Annotated in this window: 15 protein-coding genes; 13 read left to right on the plus strand and 2 right to left on the minus strand. The window is 39.4% G+C overall.

Annotated elements, in window-relative coordinates:
- Position 1: 1 nt before the first annotated feature.
- The 5 genes from AAOP42_RS12180 to AAOP42_RS12200 all read left to right on the plus strand — a co-directional run bounded on the left by AAOP42_RS12180 (position 2) and on the right by AAOP42_RS12200 (position 5,888).
- Positions 2-1,477 (plus strand): CoA-acylating methylmalonate-semialdehyde dehydrogenase, encoded by a 1,476-nt coding sequence (locus AAOP42_RS12180; RefSeq protein ID WP_349528797.1) that lies wholly within the window; start codon positions 2-4, stop codon positions 1,475-1,477.
- Between the two features lie 34 nt (positions 1,478-1,511).
- Entirely contained in the window at positions 1,512-2,411 is a 900-nt protein-coding gene (locus AAOP42_RS12185) for a TIM barrel protein (RefSeq protein WP_349528798.1), read from the plus strand.
- Positions 2,412-2,451: 40 nt separating this feature from the next.
- Positions 2,452-3,486 carry an inositol 2-dehydrogenase gene (iolG, locus tag AAOP42_RS12190; protein ID WP_349528799.1) on the plus strand — a complete coding sequence of 345 codons (1,035 nt, stop codon included), beginning with the start codon at positions 2,452-2,454 and terminating at the stop codon, positions 3,484-3,486.
- 144 nt (positions 3,487-3,630) lie between these two features.
- Positions 3,631-5,205, plus strand: coding sequence for a solute:sodium symporter family transporter (locus AAOP42_RS12195; protein WP_349528800.1), 1,575 nt, complete (start codon positions 3,631-3,633; stop codon positions 5,203-5,205).
- 44 nt (positions 5,206-5,249) lie between these two features.
- Positions 5,250-5,888 carry an HAD family hydrolase gene (locus tag AAOP42_RS12200; protein ID WP_349528801.1) on the plus strand — a complete coding sequence of 213 codons (639 nt, stop codon included), beginning with the start codon at positions 5,250-5,252 and terminating at the stop codon, positions 5,886-5,888.
- A gap of 123 nt (positions 5,889-6,011) precedes the next feature.
- Here the strand turns inward: AAOP42_RS12200 and AAOP42_RS12205 are convergent, their stop codons facing one another.
- Positions 6,012-6,248, minus strand: coding sequence for a hypothetical protein (locus tag AAOP42_RS12205; RefSeq protein WP_349528802.1), 237 nt, complete (start codon positions 6,246-6,248; stop codon positions 6,012-6,014).
- A 365-nt stretch (positions 6,249-6,613) separates the two neighbouring features.
- Positions 6,614-7,462 carry a MurR/RpiR family transcriptional regulator gene (locus AAOP42_RS12210; RefSeq protein WP_349528803.1) on the minus strand — a complete coding sequence of 283 codons (849 nt, stop codon included), beginning with the start codon at positions 7,460-7,462 and terminating at the stop codon, positions 6,614-6,616.
- 152 nt (positions 7,463-7,614) lie between these two features.
- Here AAOP42_RS12210 and AAOP42_RS12215 point away from each other — a divergent pair, with 152 nt between their 5' ends.
- The 8 genes from AAOP42_RS12215 to AAOP42_RS12250 all read left to right on the plus strand — a co-directional run bounded on the left by AAOP42_RS12215 (position 7,615) and on the right by AAOP42_RS12250 (position 16,650).
- Complete coding sequence (locus AAOP42_RS12215) at positions 7,615-9,102, plus strand: amino acid permease (RefSeq protein ID WP_349528804.1); 1,488 nt, start codon at positions 7,615-7,617, stop codon at positions 9,100-9,102.
- Between the two features lie 50 nt (positions 9,103-9,152).
- Positions 9,153-10,526, plus strand: a complete 1,374-nt coding sequence (locus AAOP42_RS12220; protein WP_349528805.1) for a glutamine synthetase family protein — start codon at positions 9,153-9,155, stop codon at positions 10,524-10,526.
- Between the two features lie 9 nt (positions 10,527-10,535).
- The gene (locus AAOP42_RS12225) at positions 10,536-11,924 is read left to right on the plus strand and encodes an aldehyde dehydrogenase family protein (RefSeq protein WP_349528806.1); all 1,389 of its coding nucleotides are present in this window, start codon (positions 10,536-10,538) and stop codon (positions 11,922-11,924) included.
- Positions 11,925-12,003: 79 nt separating this feature from the next.
- Positions 12,004-12,351: a four helix bundle protein gene (locus AAOP42_RS12230; RefSeq protein ID WP_349528807.1), complete on the plus strand. Its 348-nt coding sequence runs from the start codon at positions 12,004-12,006 to the stop codon at positions 12,349-12,351.
- A gap of 62 nt (positions 12,352-12,413) precedes the next feature.
- Positions 12,414-13,586: an iron-containing alcohol dehydrogenase gene (locus AAOP42_RS12235; RefSeq protein ID WP_349528808.1), complete on the plus strand. Its 1,173-nt coding sequence runs from the start codon at positions 12,414-12,416 to the stop codon at positions 13,584-13,586.
- A gap of 57 nt (positions 13,587-13,643) precedes the next feature.
- Positions 13,644-14,441 carry a type 1 glutamine amidotransferase gene (locus AAOP42_RS12240; RefSeq protein ID WP_349528809.1) on the plus strand — a complete coding sequence of 266 codons (798 nt, stop codon included), beginning with the start codon at positions 13,644-13,646 and terminating at the stop codon, positions 14,439-14,441.
- Positions 14,442-14,486: 45 nt separating this feature from the next.
- Positions 14,487-16,181 (plus strand): hypothetical protein, encoded by a 1,695-nt coding sequence (locus AAOP42_RS12245; protein WP_349528810.1) that lies wholly within the window; start codon positions 14,487-14,489, stop codon positions 16,179-16,181.
- Positions 16,168-16,650, plus strand: coding sequence for a hypothetical protein (locus tag AAOP42_RS12250; protein ID WP_349528811.1), 483 nt, complete (start codon positions 16,168-16,170; stop codon positions 16,648-16,650). Before AAOP42_RS12245 ends, AAOP42_RS12250 begins: the two co-directional genes overlap by 14 nt.
- Positions 16,651-16,699: the final 49 nt, after the last annotated feature.

Below are 16,699 nucleotides of genomic sequence, written 5' to 3' on the forward strand. Positions count from 1 at the left end.
AATGAGTGTATTAGAAAATTATATTAGTAATAAGTGGGTAGCAAGTAAAAGCCAGTCGTCGATTGGAGTGATAAACCCAGCGAATCAGGAAGAACTGGCGCAAGTTCCTTATGGAAGTGGTACTGCTGTAGATATAGATGTTGCTGTTCAGGCAGGTGTGAAGGCTTATAATGAGTGGAAAGATGTGCCTGTGATGCAACGTGTTCAGCCCCTTTACAAATTGAAAAGATTGCTGGAAGAAAACCTGGACGATATAGCAGAAACCATTACGCTTGAGTCCGGCAAAACGTTGGCAGAATCCAAGGGAGAATTGCAGCGTGCCATTGAAAATGTAGAGACCGCCTGTGGAGCACCAATGCTCATGCAAAGTGAGTTTTCTGAAAATATAGCGAGGGGAGTTGATGAATTTATGATCAGACAACCGTTAGGTGTGACTGCTTGTATAGCTCCTTTCAACTTCCCTAGTATGATCACTTTTTGGTTCTTGCCTTATGCCATTGCTTGCGGCAATAGCATGATCGTAAAACCTTCGGAAAAAGTGCCGTTGACTATGATTAAAATCTTTAAGTTGATAGACCAGATTGGTTTACCAGAAGGTTTGGTTAATATGGTACATGGAGGAAAAGAGTCAGTAGATGCCTTGTTGGAGCATCCGGATGTAAAGGCTATAAGCTTTGTAGGTAGTACAGGGGTGGCCAGGTACATTTATTCCAAAGGGACACAGTATGGAAAAAGGGTTCAGGCGCAAGGTGGAGCTAAAAATCCTGTGATTGTACTTCCTGATGCTGACGTGGAAATGGCATCAAAAATTATTTCTGATAGTGTCTATGGATGTGCAGGCCAGAGGTGTTTGGCAGCTTCTACCATCGTAACGGTAGGGGATCAAAACAATGAAATCAAAGATGCATTGTACGAAAGTTCTAAAGCTAAGATTACAGGTTTTGGACTTGACGAAAAGGTAGAAATGGGGCCTGTTATTACCAAAGACAGTAAGGATAGAATCAATTACCTGATACAAAAGGGAGTTGACGAAGGTGCCAATATATTACTTGATGGTCGAGATGCTAAAATATCAGGTTTTGAGAATGGAAACTTTATTGCTCCAACCATATTGGAGAATGTTAACCTGAATGGTGAAGTCATTGAAACGGAAATATTTGGACCTGTGATGAGTTTGCTACACATGAATACTATTGATGATGCAATTGCATTTGTAAACAATGGCAAATACGGAAACTCCGCTTGTCTTTTTACCAACAATGGAGCTAACGCCAGAAAATTCAGAAATCAGGCTATGGCAGGAAATATTGGAATCAACATCGGAGTAGCTGCTCCTATGGCTCAATTTCCGTTTAGCGGTTGGAAAGACAGCTTCTTCGGAGATCTACACGGACAAGGAAGGCATGCCATCGAATTTTTCACACAAACCAAAGTGGTAATAGAAAGATGGCCTAAAGAATGGTCAAGGAAATTCTAAACAACTTAACCTTATTTATAAACAAACAATTTCAATGATAAAAATTGCAAATGCACCGTGTTCCTGGGGTGTCCTGGAATTCGATTTGGATGGGAAAACAGCCGGATACGAACAAGTACTTGATGAGATCAGGGAAACAGGCTATGAAGGCACTGAGCTTGGTGACTGGGGATTTATGCCGACTAAACCTCATTTATTGTCTAAAGACATTTCTGATAGAAATCTTGAGTTGTTAGGGGCTTTTGTTCCTGTGGCTTTGGTTGATAGGAAAAATCATCTTGCAGGTATAGCTGAAGCCCTAAAGATTGCAGGATTGATGTACTATGCAGGGTACGAAGGGGCTAGAATAGTATTGGCTGATGACAATGGCTCTGTTGAGCAAAGAGCTAAAAACGCAGGAAGAATTACAGGCTCTATGGGGCTTACCGAAGAACAGTGGAAAGTTTTTGCTGAAGGTGCCAACCAAATTGCTTTTGCAGTGAAGGAAGCTTTTGGTTTTCAAACTGTTTTTCACCATCACTGTGCAGGTTATGTGGAAACCCCGGAAGAAGTAGAAATGTTATTGCAACATACAGACAAAGATTTATTAGGCCTGTGTCTGGACACTGGTCATTATCAGTTTGGTGGTGGAGACCCATTACAAGCACTCAAAAAGTATAAGGAAAGAATCTGGTATGTGCATTTCAAGGATTTTGATCCGGCTATTGCTGAACTGGCACAAAAGAATGATTGGGACTACTTTAAATCAGTTCAGGAAGGTGTCTTTTGTGAATTGGGTAAGGGTGCAGTTGATTTCAAAGGCGTATTAAAGGAGCTTAACAATCAAAATTATTCGGGTTGGGTAGTAGTAGAGCAAGATGTACTTCCTGGTATGGGTAATCCTAAAAATTGTGCACAAGCCAATCGTGATTACCTTAAAACAATTGGTTTATAAGAGTCGATTTATACTTAACTGATAAAAAATAAGAATTAAAATGAACAAAATAAATGTAGGCATCATTGGAGTAGGACGAATGGGACGAATCCATTTGGACAACCTTGTATTGAAATTCCCGGAAGTAAATGTTGTGGCAATTTCAGATGTTTTAGAATCTTCTAAGTCTCTGGCTGAACAATATAACGTTCCGAACTTTTATACAGACTATAGGGATTTGATAAGCAATCCTGATGTTGAAGCTGTGGTGATATGCTCTCCTACGGACAGGCATGCTGAAAACATTCTGGCTGCTGTAACAGCCGGAAAGCAGGTTTTTTGTGAAAAACCAATGGATCTTTCACTTGAAACGGTTCAGGAACTGGAAGATATTATCGAAGCGTCAGGAGTGAAATTTATGCTCGGTTTCAACCGTAGGTTCGATCCTAATTTCAAAAAAATTAAATCGTTGATAAATGAAGGAAAAGTAGGAGAACCACACATTGTGAAGATTACCAGCCGTGATCCTGCACCACCTCCGGTATCTTATATCAAAAGTTCAGGAGGCATGTTTGTTGACATGACCATACATGATTTCGATATGGCCAGATTTATGGCGGGTAGTGAAGTAAAGCAGGTTTTTGCAGTTGGTAAAAATCTGGTTGATCCGGAAATTGGCAAGGCTGGTGATATCGACACTGCTGTGATCACACTTACTTTTGAAAACGGATGTATTGCTACCATCGACAACAGCCGGCAAGCAGTATATGGCTATGATCAGCGAGTGGAAGTATTCGGATCGGCAGGCATGGCCGGTACAACCAACAATACTCCGGATAATCATTATTATTATGATAAAAATGGGCAATCCGGGCCTCTTCCACTGAACTTTTTCATGGACAGGTACATTGATTCTTATTATAATGAAATGAGAGAGTTTATTGATTGTCTCAATAAGAATGAAAAACCTAATGTGGGAGCAAAGGATGGAATGGTATCTTTGGCTATTGGTATAGCTGCCAATATTTCCATGAAAGAAAACCGGGTAGTGGCATTGGAAGAAATCACTGAAAAGAATGTTTCAGTAAGCAGTTGAAAATGCACAACCACAATTTGTTTTCAATATGTTTAATGAGAATATGAATTAAACCGATATATTTATGACTGTCAACCTATTGAGGGTTGACAGTTTGTTTTTTCGGGAAACCGAAAATATTTGACTTAACTAAATCAACTATACATGTACACTTTTTTGACCTTTTTGGCTTTTACAGCTTTTGTAGCCATCTATTCATGGTATCGACTTAAAAATGAAAAATTAGATTCTCAGGATGGTTATTTTTTGGGAGGAAGAAGTCTTACAGGAGTGGTTATAGCTGGTTCTATGCTACTTACCAATATCTCAACCGAACACCTGATCGGAATGAATGGATCTTCCTATAAGAACGGATTTATTATAATAGGTTGGGAAGTCACATCCGCTTTAGCACTTGTTGGTGCGGCTATTTATTTTGTTCCCAAATACCTGAAGATGGGATTGACCACTATTCCTCAGTATTTGGAAAACAGGTTTGACGGCTTTACCCGTACATTAGTAGCTTTGTTTCTTATAGTATCTTTTGTAGTAACATTGCTACCTATAGTGTTATATACTGGTGCCATTAATTTAGAGAGCATTTTTAACATCTCTGAAGTTTTGGGAGTGTCAAAATCCGAGGGAATGTGGTTTACCGTTTTGGCTGTCGGGATCATAGGTTCTGTATATGCAATATTTGGAGGACTCAAGGCTGTTGCGGTATCTGATACCATCAATGGCTATGGGTTGTTGATTGGCGGAATGGCAGTTCCGGTATTGGCTTTGATCAGTATAGGAGATGGCAATATATTCACAGGGCTTTCTACTGTTTATAAGGCAGTGCCGGAAAAATTCAACGTCGTTGGAGCAAAAGATTCTGTTATGCCTTTTGAGACACTTTTCACAGGATTGATAATTAATCAGATTTACTTCTGGTGTATGAACCAGACCATCATTCAACGGGCATTAGGTGCAAAAAATCTGGTTGAAGCTCAGAAGGGACTTTTATACACAGGGGTGTTAAAAATACTGGTTCCTTTGATCATTATTCTTCCTGGTGTGATTGGATTCTATTACTTTGGTGACAGTATGTATGCTACACAGGATATGGTGTATCCAGAGCTTATCAAAAAAGTTCTTCCTACCTGGTTTATAGGCTTTTTTGCCGCAGTAGTGATGGGAGCGGTTCTCAGTACATTCAATAGTGTGCTCAACAGTGCAGCCACCATATTTAGTGTTGATGTGTACAAAAGGCATATCAAGCCGGATGTAAAAGATCATAAACTGGTGATGATTGGAAAATGGACATCAACTATATTGGCTGTGTTCGCCATTATGGTAGCACCTATGGTGGCCAATGCTCCTGATGGCTTGTATCAGTTGCTCCAGCAACTTAATGGAATATTTTTCATTCCTGTAGCCTCTATTATGTTGGCTGGTTTTTTCATTCCCAGAATATCGGCTGCTGGTGCCAAAGCCGCATTGGTGGTTGGGTTGGTTTTTTATATCATGTGCACTTTTATATTACAAGTGGATATGCACTTTATTCATATATGGGGTATTGAGTTTTTACTAAATATGGCTGTGATGTTTGGAGTATCTCATTTTTATCCAAACGTCAAAGACCTTCATACAGGTGAAATTGATTTACTAGACATGACACATTGGAAATATGCCAGGCATTTGTCCATCATTCTATGCATTGTAACCATCCTGATTTATATATTTTTGGGAGTTTAACCGAAGAAATGCGACCATAGATCGTTGAAGTATTTAAGACAGTTATGACTCATTTTCCAAAGCCGTCGATCACGGACAATACTATTTTAGTTTTTGATAAAGACGGAGTTATTTTTCATTCCGAAGATTTTAAGTTTGAGTATTTTTTTGATTTGTTTCAAGAATTTAGTGAACATCAAGAGCAGATTAAGTCTTATTTGGTAGGATCTGGTGGTACACCAAGAAAAGCAAGGTTTCAAACAATATGTAGCGATATCATCCAGATGAATGATGCGGATGACTTTGTAGAAGAGCTTATGCAGAAATCTTTTACCGAAATGGATCCTGAAATACTAAATGTTGATTTTGTAGAAGGTGCGAGAGAATTTATTGTGGAGCATAGTGAGAACAAGAAATTCGTATGTTCCGGTTCTTCTCAAAATGAGGTAAACCTTCACTTGAAAAGGCACAATCTCGATAATTTGTTTGTTGAGTTACATGGGGGAGTGAAAAGAAAATCAGATGTGCTGCTCAGTATTAAGAATAGATTTGGAACAGACATGGTATTTTTTGGAGACACCATGGTTGACTATAATGCTTCCCTGGAAGCTCAAGTACCATTTGTTGGGTTAAGGACATCCAAATACCATGATCCTTTTTCGGAATTGGGTGTCTGCAAAATCTATAGTTTTAGCGAGTTATAAGTGTAGCCTGAATAAAAAAACTCACCCATAATTCCTTATTTGCAGGGTTTACGGGTGAGTTCTGTTAAACAATTATAGTTAATTGAATTCTTGTACTTTTTTGAAGTTCAACTCAAAGAGACATTATGCAGTCTTTTTTCCCTGATTCTTACCATCCATCCACTTTCCACCTTTCACTTGGCCTAAATACGTGACAATTTTACTCTTCTCGTATTGTTTAATTGCCATTTCAATTTCAGGCATGCTATTTCTTCTTAACTTGATAGGTGAATTAGAATCTTTATTCCTTAATTCTATATAAAATCCCTCTTTTAATTCCACTTTTTTGGTCGGTGGTCTTCCTTTTTTGTTCTGTTGCATCTGTTGATTTTATCTGTACTACTTATTCCTATTACCTGTTAATAGAACTATTTTCTTGTCTTTATATTTCCTGCAAACTTACATAAAATATAAAAAAGCATTTTTTAAGCAACATAACACTCTTATTATGCTCGATTTTTTGTATCTGATTATCTGATAGTTATAATTTACTTAAAAAAAGCATGCACAATCAATGTGCGTAAGAGTGAAAACGGCTGTTAGCCTTATTTGTTCTAAAAAATCCGTGGAAAAGGTAATCAAAATATGCTTGTAAAAAAAATGATTTCTTTGGTAAGTACCATCTTATGGTTTCACATGGTTGCTTTGAGCAGAGGAAATACTCCAATTAACGGCATCAATGGCCTTTAAAGCAATTGGTTTTTTTCTGAAATAAGTTTTCCAAAACTTTCCCGACGTTTGAGTTGCTTGCGTCCCTTACTGCCTATTTTTTTTGTGGTTTGAGCCATTATTTCTTCCAATACTACCATCATGGAAGCATTAGAGTCCCATCCCGATGGAGATCCAGTGTAAACGGGAATAACGATATCCGCATAAGCTTTGGATGGTGAACCCCACGTGTCAGTAGCCAATATTATTTTCGTTCCTTTTTCTTTCACCGCTTTACACAATTCAAAGATTGAGGTATCATATCGTCTGATGTCTGTGATAAAAAGAAGTGTTTTTTTTCCGGCATTAATATAGATGTCTGCTAAAGCCCCTTCATAAGAGATAAATTCGTACACCTCTGGTCTAATCGTTTTAAGGTGTCGGGCAAAAAGAGTTGCTAAAGTTCCGGTAAGTCTTCCACCTATGCACCAAAGTCCTAATGTTTCATCAGCCAGAAGAGATGAAGCCTTTTCCAGAGTTTCTGGTTTTATGTTAGCAAAAGTAGCTTGTATGTTTTTGATGGTTTGTTGATAGGTATGTTCTTCCTGTGGTGCTTGTTTAGATTTACTCATTCGTGCCAAGGGACTGGCACCTTGTTCCTGAGTAAGTTCTAGTAATATATTTTTTCTGAATTCAGGAAAACCGGAATATCCCATATTCAATACCATGCGCTGTATGGTTGGTATGGATATTTCCACGTTCTCAGATATTTCTGATAGGTTACCTACAGCGGAAAATGGAAAATCGGAAAGCAGGTAGCTGGCAATTCTTTTTTCAGATTTGGTTCCTGAAACTAAGATTTTATTGATTTTTTCAAAACAGCTCATGTAGTGGAATATTTTTATTTCATGAAATTATGAAAAAAAAATATCATTTACAATTAAAAATGAAAAATAAATGTAATTTTATCTTTTCTCGTGAGTGAGTTTAGAAACAAATAAACAATCGGGTATTTTTATTATCAACTGAAACTTTATCTATGAGCAATCAGGTGAAAGGAGTGTCCTACAAAAAAATGGACAAGTCGTATTTTGAATCACGTGAGTTAAAACGCCACGCAGGAGTTTGGTCGCTTTGGGCATTAGGGGTAGGTGCTGTGATTTCAGGGCACTTTTCAGGTTGGAATTTGGGTTTGGCATCAGGAGGCTGGGGCGGTATGTTTATAGCCACAGTTATCATTGCGATAATGTATATAGGACTAACACAAAGTGTGGCGGAAATGTCTCCGGCACTTCCACACACAGGAGGAGCATATTCCTTTGCTCGTTCGGCTATGGGGCCCTGGGGTGGATTTTTTACTGGTTTGGTGGAGAATCTGGAATTTGTGTTGACACCTGCTGTTATTGTCTTTTTTATCAGTTCTTATATGAGTGGAATCTTCGATACCGGCCCGAATAGTTTGCCCTATTGGTGGTTCGGATTCTATACTTTTTTCACTATTCTAAACATAGCAGGTGTTGAGTTGTCTTTTCGTCTTACTGTTGTAGTGACCATTCTTGCTTTGTTATGTTTGGTCGTATTTTGGATTTCTTCAATAGGTAATATTGATTTTTTTACGAATGCACTGAATATTAAAGCAGGAGCATCAGGTAAAGCAGAGTTGTTGAATGGAGGTAATGGCGATTTTTTACCTATGGGTATTGTAGGAGCTTTGGGTGCTATGCCATTTGCAGTTTGGTTGTTTCTAGCCATAGAACAATTGCCCTTGGCAGCTGAGGAATCAGTAGATCCAAAAAAGGACATGCCTAAAGGATTGACTTATGGTATGGTTACATTGATTATTTCTGCTTTTATGATTTTGTGGTTAAACTCTTCAATACCACTTGGGGCATTTGCTCTGTCTCAATCAGGAGAACCACTATTAGATGGGTTTAAGGAATTATTTGGAAGTAGTATAGCCAAAGGATTGACTTTGGTGGCAGTCATTGGTCTTATTGCTTCTTTTCATACTATCATTTTTGCTTTTGGACGGCAGATATATTCTTTGTCAAGAGCCGGGTATTTCCCGACATTTCTATCAGTAACACATAGCAAACGTAAAACGCCATACATGGCTTTAATAGCTGGTTCGGTTATTGGTTTTGGTGTTTTGATGTTGACGAGATTTTTGTCCGGAGCAGAGGAAAGTGGTGTTTTTATAGGTGGGGCACTACTCAATATGGCTGTTTTTAGTGCAATGCTATCCTATGTATTGCAGTGCGCTTCATTCCTGCTTTTGAGGATAAAAAGACCGGATTTGGAGCGTCCCTATATTAGTCCGATGGGTAAAGGAGGTGCCTGGCTTACTATTGTTATCGCCTTGGTTACTATCTATTTCCAATTACAGGATTCATCTTACCGGGTTGCTGTTTTTAGTGCTATTGCTTATTTAATTGTTGGTTTGTTATATTTTGCAATACAAGGACGCCATCGTTTGATTCTGTCACCCGAAGAAGAGTTTGCAATGAACCAGAACTCAAACGGTTGACATTAAAGTGTAGTTAATAGTACCTGAAAACATTCAAAACAATAAATGCTATGAAGCCCGAAAATCTCAGTGACATTCAGAGTGCAAGAAAATTTATAGAAGACAATCAGATTGAAAATATAAAACTGGCAGTAACCGATAGTGATGGGGTATTGCGAGGTAAGTATGTTCAGAAGAAAAAGTTTGAGTCAGCTTTGGAAAACGGATTCGGTTTTTGTGATGTGATATTTGGATGGGATTCGAACGATGAGCTATATGGTAAAGATTCATATACGGGTTGGAAGACTGCTTTTCCTGATGCATGGGCTCAAATTGATCCTACAAGTGCCAGAATGCTTCCGACGGAAGACAATCAATCCATTTTGTTTTTAGCTGATTTTTCTGGAGGCACGGCAGAAGGAGTTTGCCCCAGGTCAATTTTGAAAAAAGTATTGGCCAGATTGAACAAACATGGATATACTGCTACTGCTTCTTCTGAGTTTGAGTTTTTCGTGTTTGACGAAACACCTGAGAGCATCAGAGAGAAGGGGTATAAAAATCTAAAAACTATCACTCCGGGGAATTTTGGATATTCTGTCCTTAGAAATTCTACTCATGCAGATTTATACCATCAGATTATGGAGATGGCAGAAGCTATGGATATGCCGATTGAAGGGTTGCATACTGAAACAGGCCCAGGGGTAATAGAGGCGGCACTTGAGCATTGTAATGCCCTTAAAGCCGCAGATAATGCAGTTTTATTCAAGACTTTCATTAAAGTATTGGCTCAACAAAACGACCTGATGGCAACCTTTATGGCCAAATGGTCTGCGAGTTATCCCGGACAGTCAGGCCATTTGCACATGTCACTGAAAAACAGCGATGGTTCTAGTGCATTTTATGATGAAAAAAATCCTCATAGCATGTCCGATGAAATGCGTTGGTTTATTGGTGGTCAACAACAGTTGATGCCACAAATATTGGCAATGGTGGCATCTACTTGCAATAGCTATACACGTTTGATCCCAGGATTCTGGGCTCCAACGGTAGCGTCTTGGGGAATTGATAATCGTACTTGTGCCATTCGAGCAATTCCCGGTACTCCAAAATCTCAAAGGGTGGAATACCGGATTAGTGCGGCAGATATCAACCCATACCTTGCTCTGGCTGCTTCTTTGGGTTCGGGTTTGTGGGGTATTGAAAATAAAATAGAACCAACAGAACCCGTAGAAGGAAACGCTTACGAAAAACAATATGCAAAAGACCTTTTGTTGCCTACCACGTTGACCAATGCTGCTATGGCATTGAAGGCGTCTGATGCCGCCAGAGATTTATTTGGAGATCAGTTCGTTGAGCATTTTGCTTATACCAGAGAGTGGGAAGACCAACAACAAAGAAAAGCCATTACAGATTGGCAATTGAATAGATATTTTGAAATTATATAAGTGAATAACATGTCCAAAGTTCAAACCATAACACCTATCGACGGTTCTCTTTATTATTCATGTGAGGAACATGGATTAAAGGATGTCGATAGTGCCATTGCTCTGGCCAGGCCAGCTTTCCAGGAATGGTCAAAGTTGCCATTAAAATCGAGATTGAAATACGTTTCTGATTTTGTGGATGCAATAGAAAAAGATAAACAAGAGATTGCAAATGAAATTACCTGGCAGATGGGAAGACCATTGAGTCAGTCGCCTTGGGAAATCAATGGATTTGTCGAGCGGGCAAGGTATATGATGGGAATTGCAGAAACGGCTTTGAATCCCTACATGCCTGAAGAAAAAGATGGCTTTGAAAGATGGATCGAGCACATACCGCTTGGAGTAGTGGCTGTATTGAGTCCATGGAACTACCCTTTCCTTACATCTGTCAATGCCATAGTTCCGGCATTGGTGGCAGGAAATGCTGTCATTCTAAAACACTCATTCCAAACTCCTTTGGTTGCAGAAAGATATCTCAAAGCAGCTAAAACAGCCGGTTTACCTGAAGGCGTATTTCAGATATTGCACCTTAATCATCATAATACCGCAGCACTAATTGGTCATCAGCAAATTGATGGAGTCTTTTTTACAGGATCTGTAGAAGGTGGTAAAGCTGTTCAGAAGTCTTTGACAGACAAATTTATTCCATGTGGGCTGGAACTGGGAGGAAAAGACCCTGCCTATGTACGTGCGGATGCCAATTTGGACTATGCCGTCAACAACCTGGTGGATGGTTCTTTTTTCAATAGTGGCCAGTCATGTTGTGGGATTGAGAGAATCTATGTACACGATAGTCTGTTTGATAAATTTGTCGATGGATTTACTGAGTTGACTAAAAAGTATGTACTGGGAAACCCGTTGGATGCAGCTACAAATATAGGGCCTATGGTGAAAACCAGTGCAGCTGACTATGTACGCAAGCAAATAGAAGATGCTGTAAAAGGTGGTGCAAAGGCTCTGATCGATGAGTCGCTGTTCAAAGCATCAAAAAAAGGAACGGCATACCTTGCTCCTCAGGTATTGATAGATGTAAATCACAGTATGGATGTGATGAGTGAAGAATCGTTTGGTCCGGTAGTAGGCATCATGAAGGTGAGTAATGATGAAGAAGCTATTCGTTTGATGAATGATTCCAAATATGGTTTGACGGCTTCTCTCTGGACAGAAGATGTGGAAAGTGCTCGGACAGTTGGAAAGGCTATAGAAACAGGTACACTTTTCATGAACCGATGTGACTATTTGGATCCGGCTTTGGCCTGGACTGGTGTAAAAAATACAGGAAGGGGCATTACACTTTCAGCTTTGGGCTACCAACAAGTAACCCATGCCAAATCATATCATTTAAGAACTAAAAAGTAAGCAAATCGGAAACAGTGGACAGTAATTAGTGGTCAGGAATTTCTAAGACTAATAAAATCAGTTTATAAAATTTGAAACGTTGGCGATACAAAAATTTGAAGATATAATAGCTTGGAAAAAAGCTCAAGATTTGGCAGTTGAAGTATATGCTTTATTTAGCAAATCAAAGGATTATGGTTTTAGAGATCAAATTTGTAGAGCTAGCGTTTCTATCTCCAATAATATAGCAGAAGGTTTTGATAGGAGCAGTCATGCTGATTTTAAACGATTTCTTTATATAGCATTGGCATCTTGCAGTGAAGTGAAATCAATGCTCTATTTAGCAGAAAGATTGGATTACGTGAACAGCGAAAAGGCAACTGTTTTAAAAGATAAGTGTACTGAGACTTCAAAAATAATTACAGGATTTATAAAAGCATTAAACTAATTACTGACAACTGATCACTAAACACTGATCACTAAAACACTGCCCCCTAATTTAATTAAAAAATGAAAACACAAAGTACAAACTGGAATTTTCCTACAACCGTTTGGTTTGGTAATGGTCGAATCAATGAACTGGTTCAAGCCTGTGAAAAGTTAAATGTTAAAAATCCACTTTTTGTCACTGACGAAGGGCTGGTTAATTTGGATATTGTTAAAATCGCTACTGAGGTATTAAAATCAGGAGAAGTCAAATTTAACATCTATAGCGATGTGCAGGGAAACCCAACCGGAAAAAACGTAACCGAGGGTGTAGAATTTTATAAAGCGCACAATCACGATAGTGTGATAGCATTTGGAGGTGGGTCTGCATTGGATGCAGCCAAGACCATAGCTTTTATGTCCGGTCAGACCCGTTCTCTTTGGGATTTTGAAGACATTGGTGATAATTGGTCACGAGCGGATGTGAATGGTATTGCTCCAATAATTGCCATTCCAACTACATCGGGAACAGGTTCGGAAGTAGGACGTGCAGCGGTTATATTAGATGAAGAAGCTCATTCTAAAAAAATAATCTTTCATCCGGGCATGTTGCCAAACCTGATCATATCAGATCCGGAACTGACTGTTGGCTTGCCTCCTCACATTACAGCCTGGACGGGTATTGATGCTATGGTTCATGCCTTGGAAGCATATTGTGCTCCCGTATACCATCCAATGGCTGAGGGCATAGCGATAGAGGCGATTCGTATGATTGCCAAATATTTACCCATTGCCTTTGCTGACGGTAAAAACTTAGAAGCCAGAGGCCAAATGCTAACAGCCTCTTCTATGGGTGCTGTAGCTTTTCAAAAAGGATTGGGATCGATACATTCGGTTGCACACCAATTGGGTGCTCTTTACAACATTCAACATGGTCTGGCAAATTCAATTTTATTGCCTTATGGCATCAAGCAAAATGCTTCTGCCATTGAAGAGAAAATGGTACACTTGTGTATTGTACTTGGATTGGGAAATCCCGGAACCGATACGTTTATCCAATACATACTTGATCTTAGAAAGCAATTCAATATCCCTAATACGCTGAGTGAGGTTAATATTGATGGCAAAATGGCAGTTGAAATAGGAAAGAAAGCATTTCTAGATCCTTCTACTCCTACAAATGCAAAACCCGTTACGGCGCAAGATTTACAGTATTTGTTTACTGCGGCTTTGGTCGGAGATTTGGGAGCATTGTAAGATACATTTTGTGCTCATTGTATTTGGATTGATGAGCCATGATCAAATTATAAAATTATGCATCTACTTGTAGTAGAAGGAAATAAACGGGAATTATGGAGTAAACGAGAAGCCAGTGGGGGAGTGCCTTACCACAAGCGTTTTGAGGTAATGCTGAAAATCCTATGCCCTGAAGCAAAAGTGGATGTGGCTTTTCCTGCGGATGAAAATGCTCTTTTGCCTTCTTTAAAGACCATAAAGGAATACGATGGAGTCTTATGGACAGGGAGTTCATTGTACGTCAATGACCCCTCGCCATCAGTCGCCCGTCAGTTGACTTTTGCGGAAGATGTATTCAAAAGTGGCGTGCCCTTTTATGGCAGTTGTTGGGGACTTCAAATCGCAGCAGTAGTCGCTGGTGGCACAGTAGGTACTTGTGAAAAGGGTAGGGAGTTTGGTGTTACCAGCCCGATCAGCCTTACCACAGATGGTGTCAATTATGATGGTTTTAAAGGTAGGATTGGAGAATTTAATGCACTCTGTATCCATTTGGATGAAGTAATCAAACTTCCTGAGAATGCAACAATTTTGGCAAGTAATGCCCACTCCAAAGTACAAGCTTTGAAGATCAATTATAAAAATTCTGAGTTTTTTGGAGTACAATATCATCCCGAGTTTATGATCTCAGATTTGACATTTATTGCAAGGTATATGTCAAAAATACTAATTAAAGAAGGGGTGTTTGATAAGGAAGAAGCATTGGAAAATTTTGTTTTCAAACTTGAGAAACCAGGTGAACTGCCTGAGTGCGTTTCAAATTATTTAATACACACGCAAGAAGTAAAGTGCTGGCTGGATTATTGTGTGAAACGTTAACTTGTGTGTGTTTTTTTAACCAACATAATTTAAAAACCTTTGTTCATGTGGACTTTATTGAGTAGAAAAATCCTGGTATTGGTTGTCTTATTTTTTTCTTTTTTAGCGGGGTATTGTGGAGGTGGCTCGAATAAAAAAAGTCATGAAATAAATGTCTATTGCAATCAAAACAATGACCTATATCAATTACTGGTCTCAAATGGTTTGCAATGCAGACAATTCTCGGAAGTGGCGACTGCCATTTCCGAGACCAACAAAAACGGGATTTTACTAATCCTAGCAAAGGATTACCCTTCTGGAAAAACAGTGCTGCCTAAAGATTTTTACAAAACAGTAAAAGAAAAGAAACTGAAGGTGTATCTAGAATTTCCGGATCAATTGGAAGCAGATGCCACGGGAGAAATTAAGCCTACCGAAAAAGAACGTCTGGTTACAACTTCGGATTTCTTTGGAAACGATCTGGCCTTAATGACTATTATGGATGCTGGATTGTTTTCCTATGTTGATGTGCCGGAAAGAACCAGCCACATCAGGGGTGCTAGTGTTGCGGGTTTTGACAAAGCCGTTTACGGGCTGGATAATACCCCGAATTTCCCGATACTATTTAATGAAGGACAAGTGCTTGTCTCAACCACTAAATTAAGTGATTTCAACAAAAGCCGCTATTCACCTCTAAGTGCCTGGCAAAAAACAATTGGAAGTATTTTATCTTTTATATCAGTAGAGGTAGAAGTTGAGAAGATGAAATGGGAACCAATTGTAAAACCAACTTACGAGGCATCTGCTTCACTTCCTGAAAATGCTTATAGATTGGCGGTGGAAAAAGGAGCGGAATGGTATATTAAAAGTCGCTTTCTCATCCATCCTGAATGGAAAGATCATTGGAAGGCTATTGATACACTAAAACTTCCTGTTGGGCCTCCAATGGATTTAAGCTTACCTTCAGGTGATGGTTCACTTGGTGTGTTGGAAGGGCATTATTCATACATCAATCCAGATGGCAGCCAGCCATATAGGTATTGGCTGAGGGCAGATTGTGTGGCAGAAACTGCCATGACTTTTGCAATGGCAGACAACATCAAAGGAAATGCTCAAAGCAGGAAAATCACGAGAAATCTCATGGATTTTTTATTTAATACCGATGTTTTCAAAACGCCAGACAGTAAGAATCCTAAAATGTCTTCTTATGGTTTGATTGGATGGGCTGGCACACATCCCTACAGATACTATGGGGATGACAATGCGCGTGTACTGTTAGGGTCTGTTTTGGCAGCTCAATATTCAGGAAATGGTAAATGGGATAAGCAAATTCTTGAATTGATCCTGGCAAACTTCAGGACTTCCGGTGAAACAGGTTTTCGCAGCAATGCCCTAAATGGTTGGGATATAGATGAGAAAACCTGGCAAACATTGATGAAGGGACAATTGGTAAACCCTGCTCCTCATTTTGAGTCTTGGTTGTGGGCTACTTATATATGGCTTTATGATAAAACCGGATACAAACCTCTGTTAGAGAAAGCTAAACGAGGTATTAGAATTACGATGGATAACTATCCCGACAACTGGATATGGACCAATGGCATCCAACAGGAACGTGCCAGAATGATCCTGCCTTTGGCGTGGTTGGTTCGTGCCGAAGATACTGCCGAACACCGGAAATGGTTGAGCACTATCTGTGATGCACTTTTAAAGAATCAGGTGGAATCGGGGGCATTGAGAGAAGAACTTGGGGGAGAATAACAAAGGGAAATATGGTGCACCTAAATCGAATGAAAACTACGGACATAATGAAGCACCAGTAATCCATACCAATGGCGATCCGGTTGCTGATATGTTATACACCAGCAATTTTGCATTTTTTGCATTGAACGAAGCAGCACAGGCTACTAAAAATCCTAAATACATAGAAGCAGTTGACAAACTTGCTGATTTTATGGTAAGGATTCAAAGTGCCTCTACCGGACGGGCAGATTTGGATGGGTGTTGGTTCCGGGCTTTTGACTATGAAAACTGGGAATATTATGGCTCCAATGCGGATCACGGTTGGGGTGCATGGGGTACACTTACCGGTTGGACTCAGAGTTTTATCACAACTACCCTGGCTCTGAAACTTAAAAATACCAGTTATTGGGAAGCCACCAGACAATCTGGTGTTGGAAACGATATAGAAACAGTGTGGCAGCAAATGTTGCCAGGGGTTGGGTATTAAATGTTAAAGTGAAGAGAGTTTAAGCTACAACTGGTTAATTTGCCATATT

Source organism: Reichenbachiella sp. MALMAid0571, from assembly GCF_040151475.1.
Classification (GTDB): Bacteria; Bacteroidota; Bacteroidia; order Cytophagales; family Cyclobacteriaceae; genus CAXBNB01.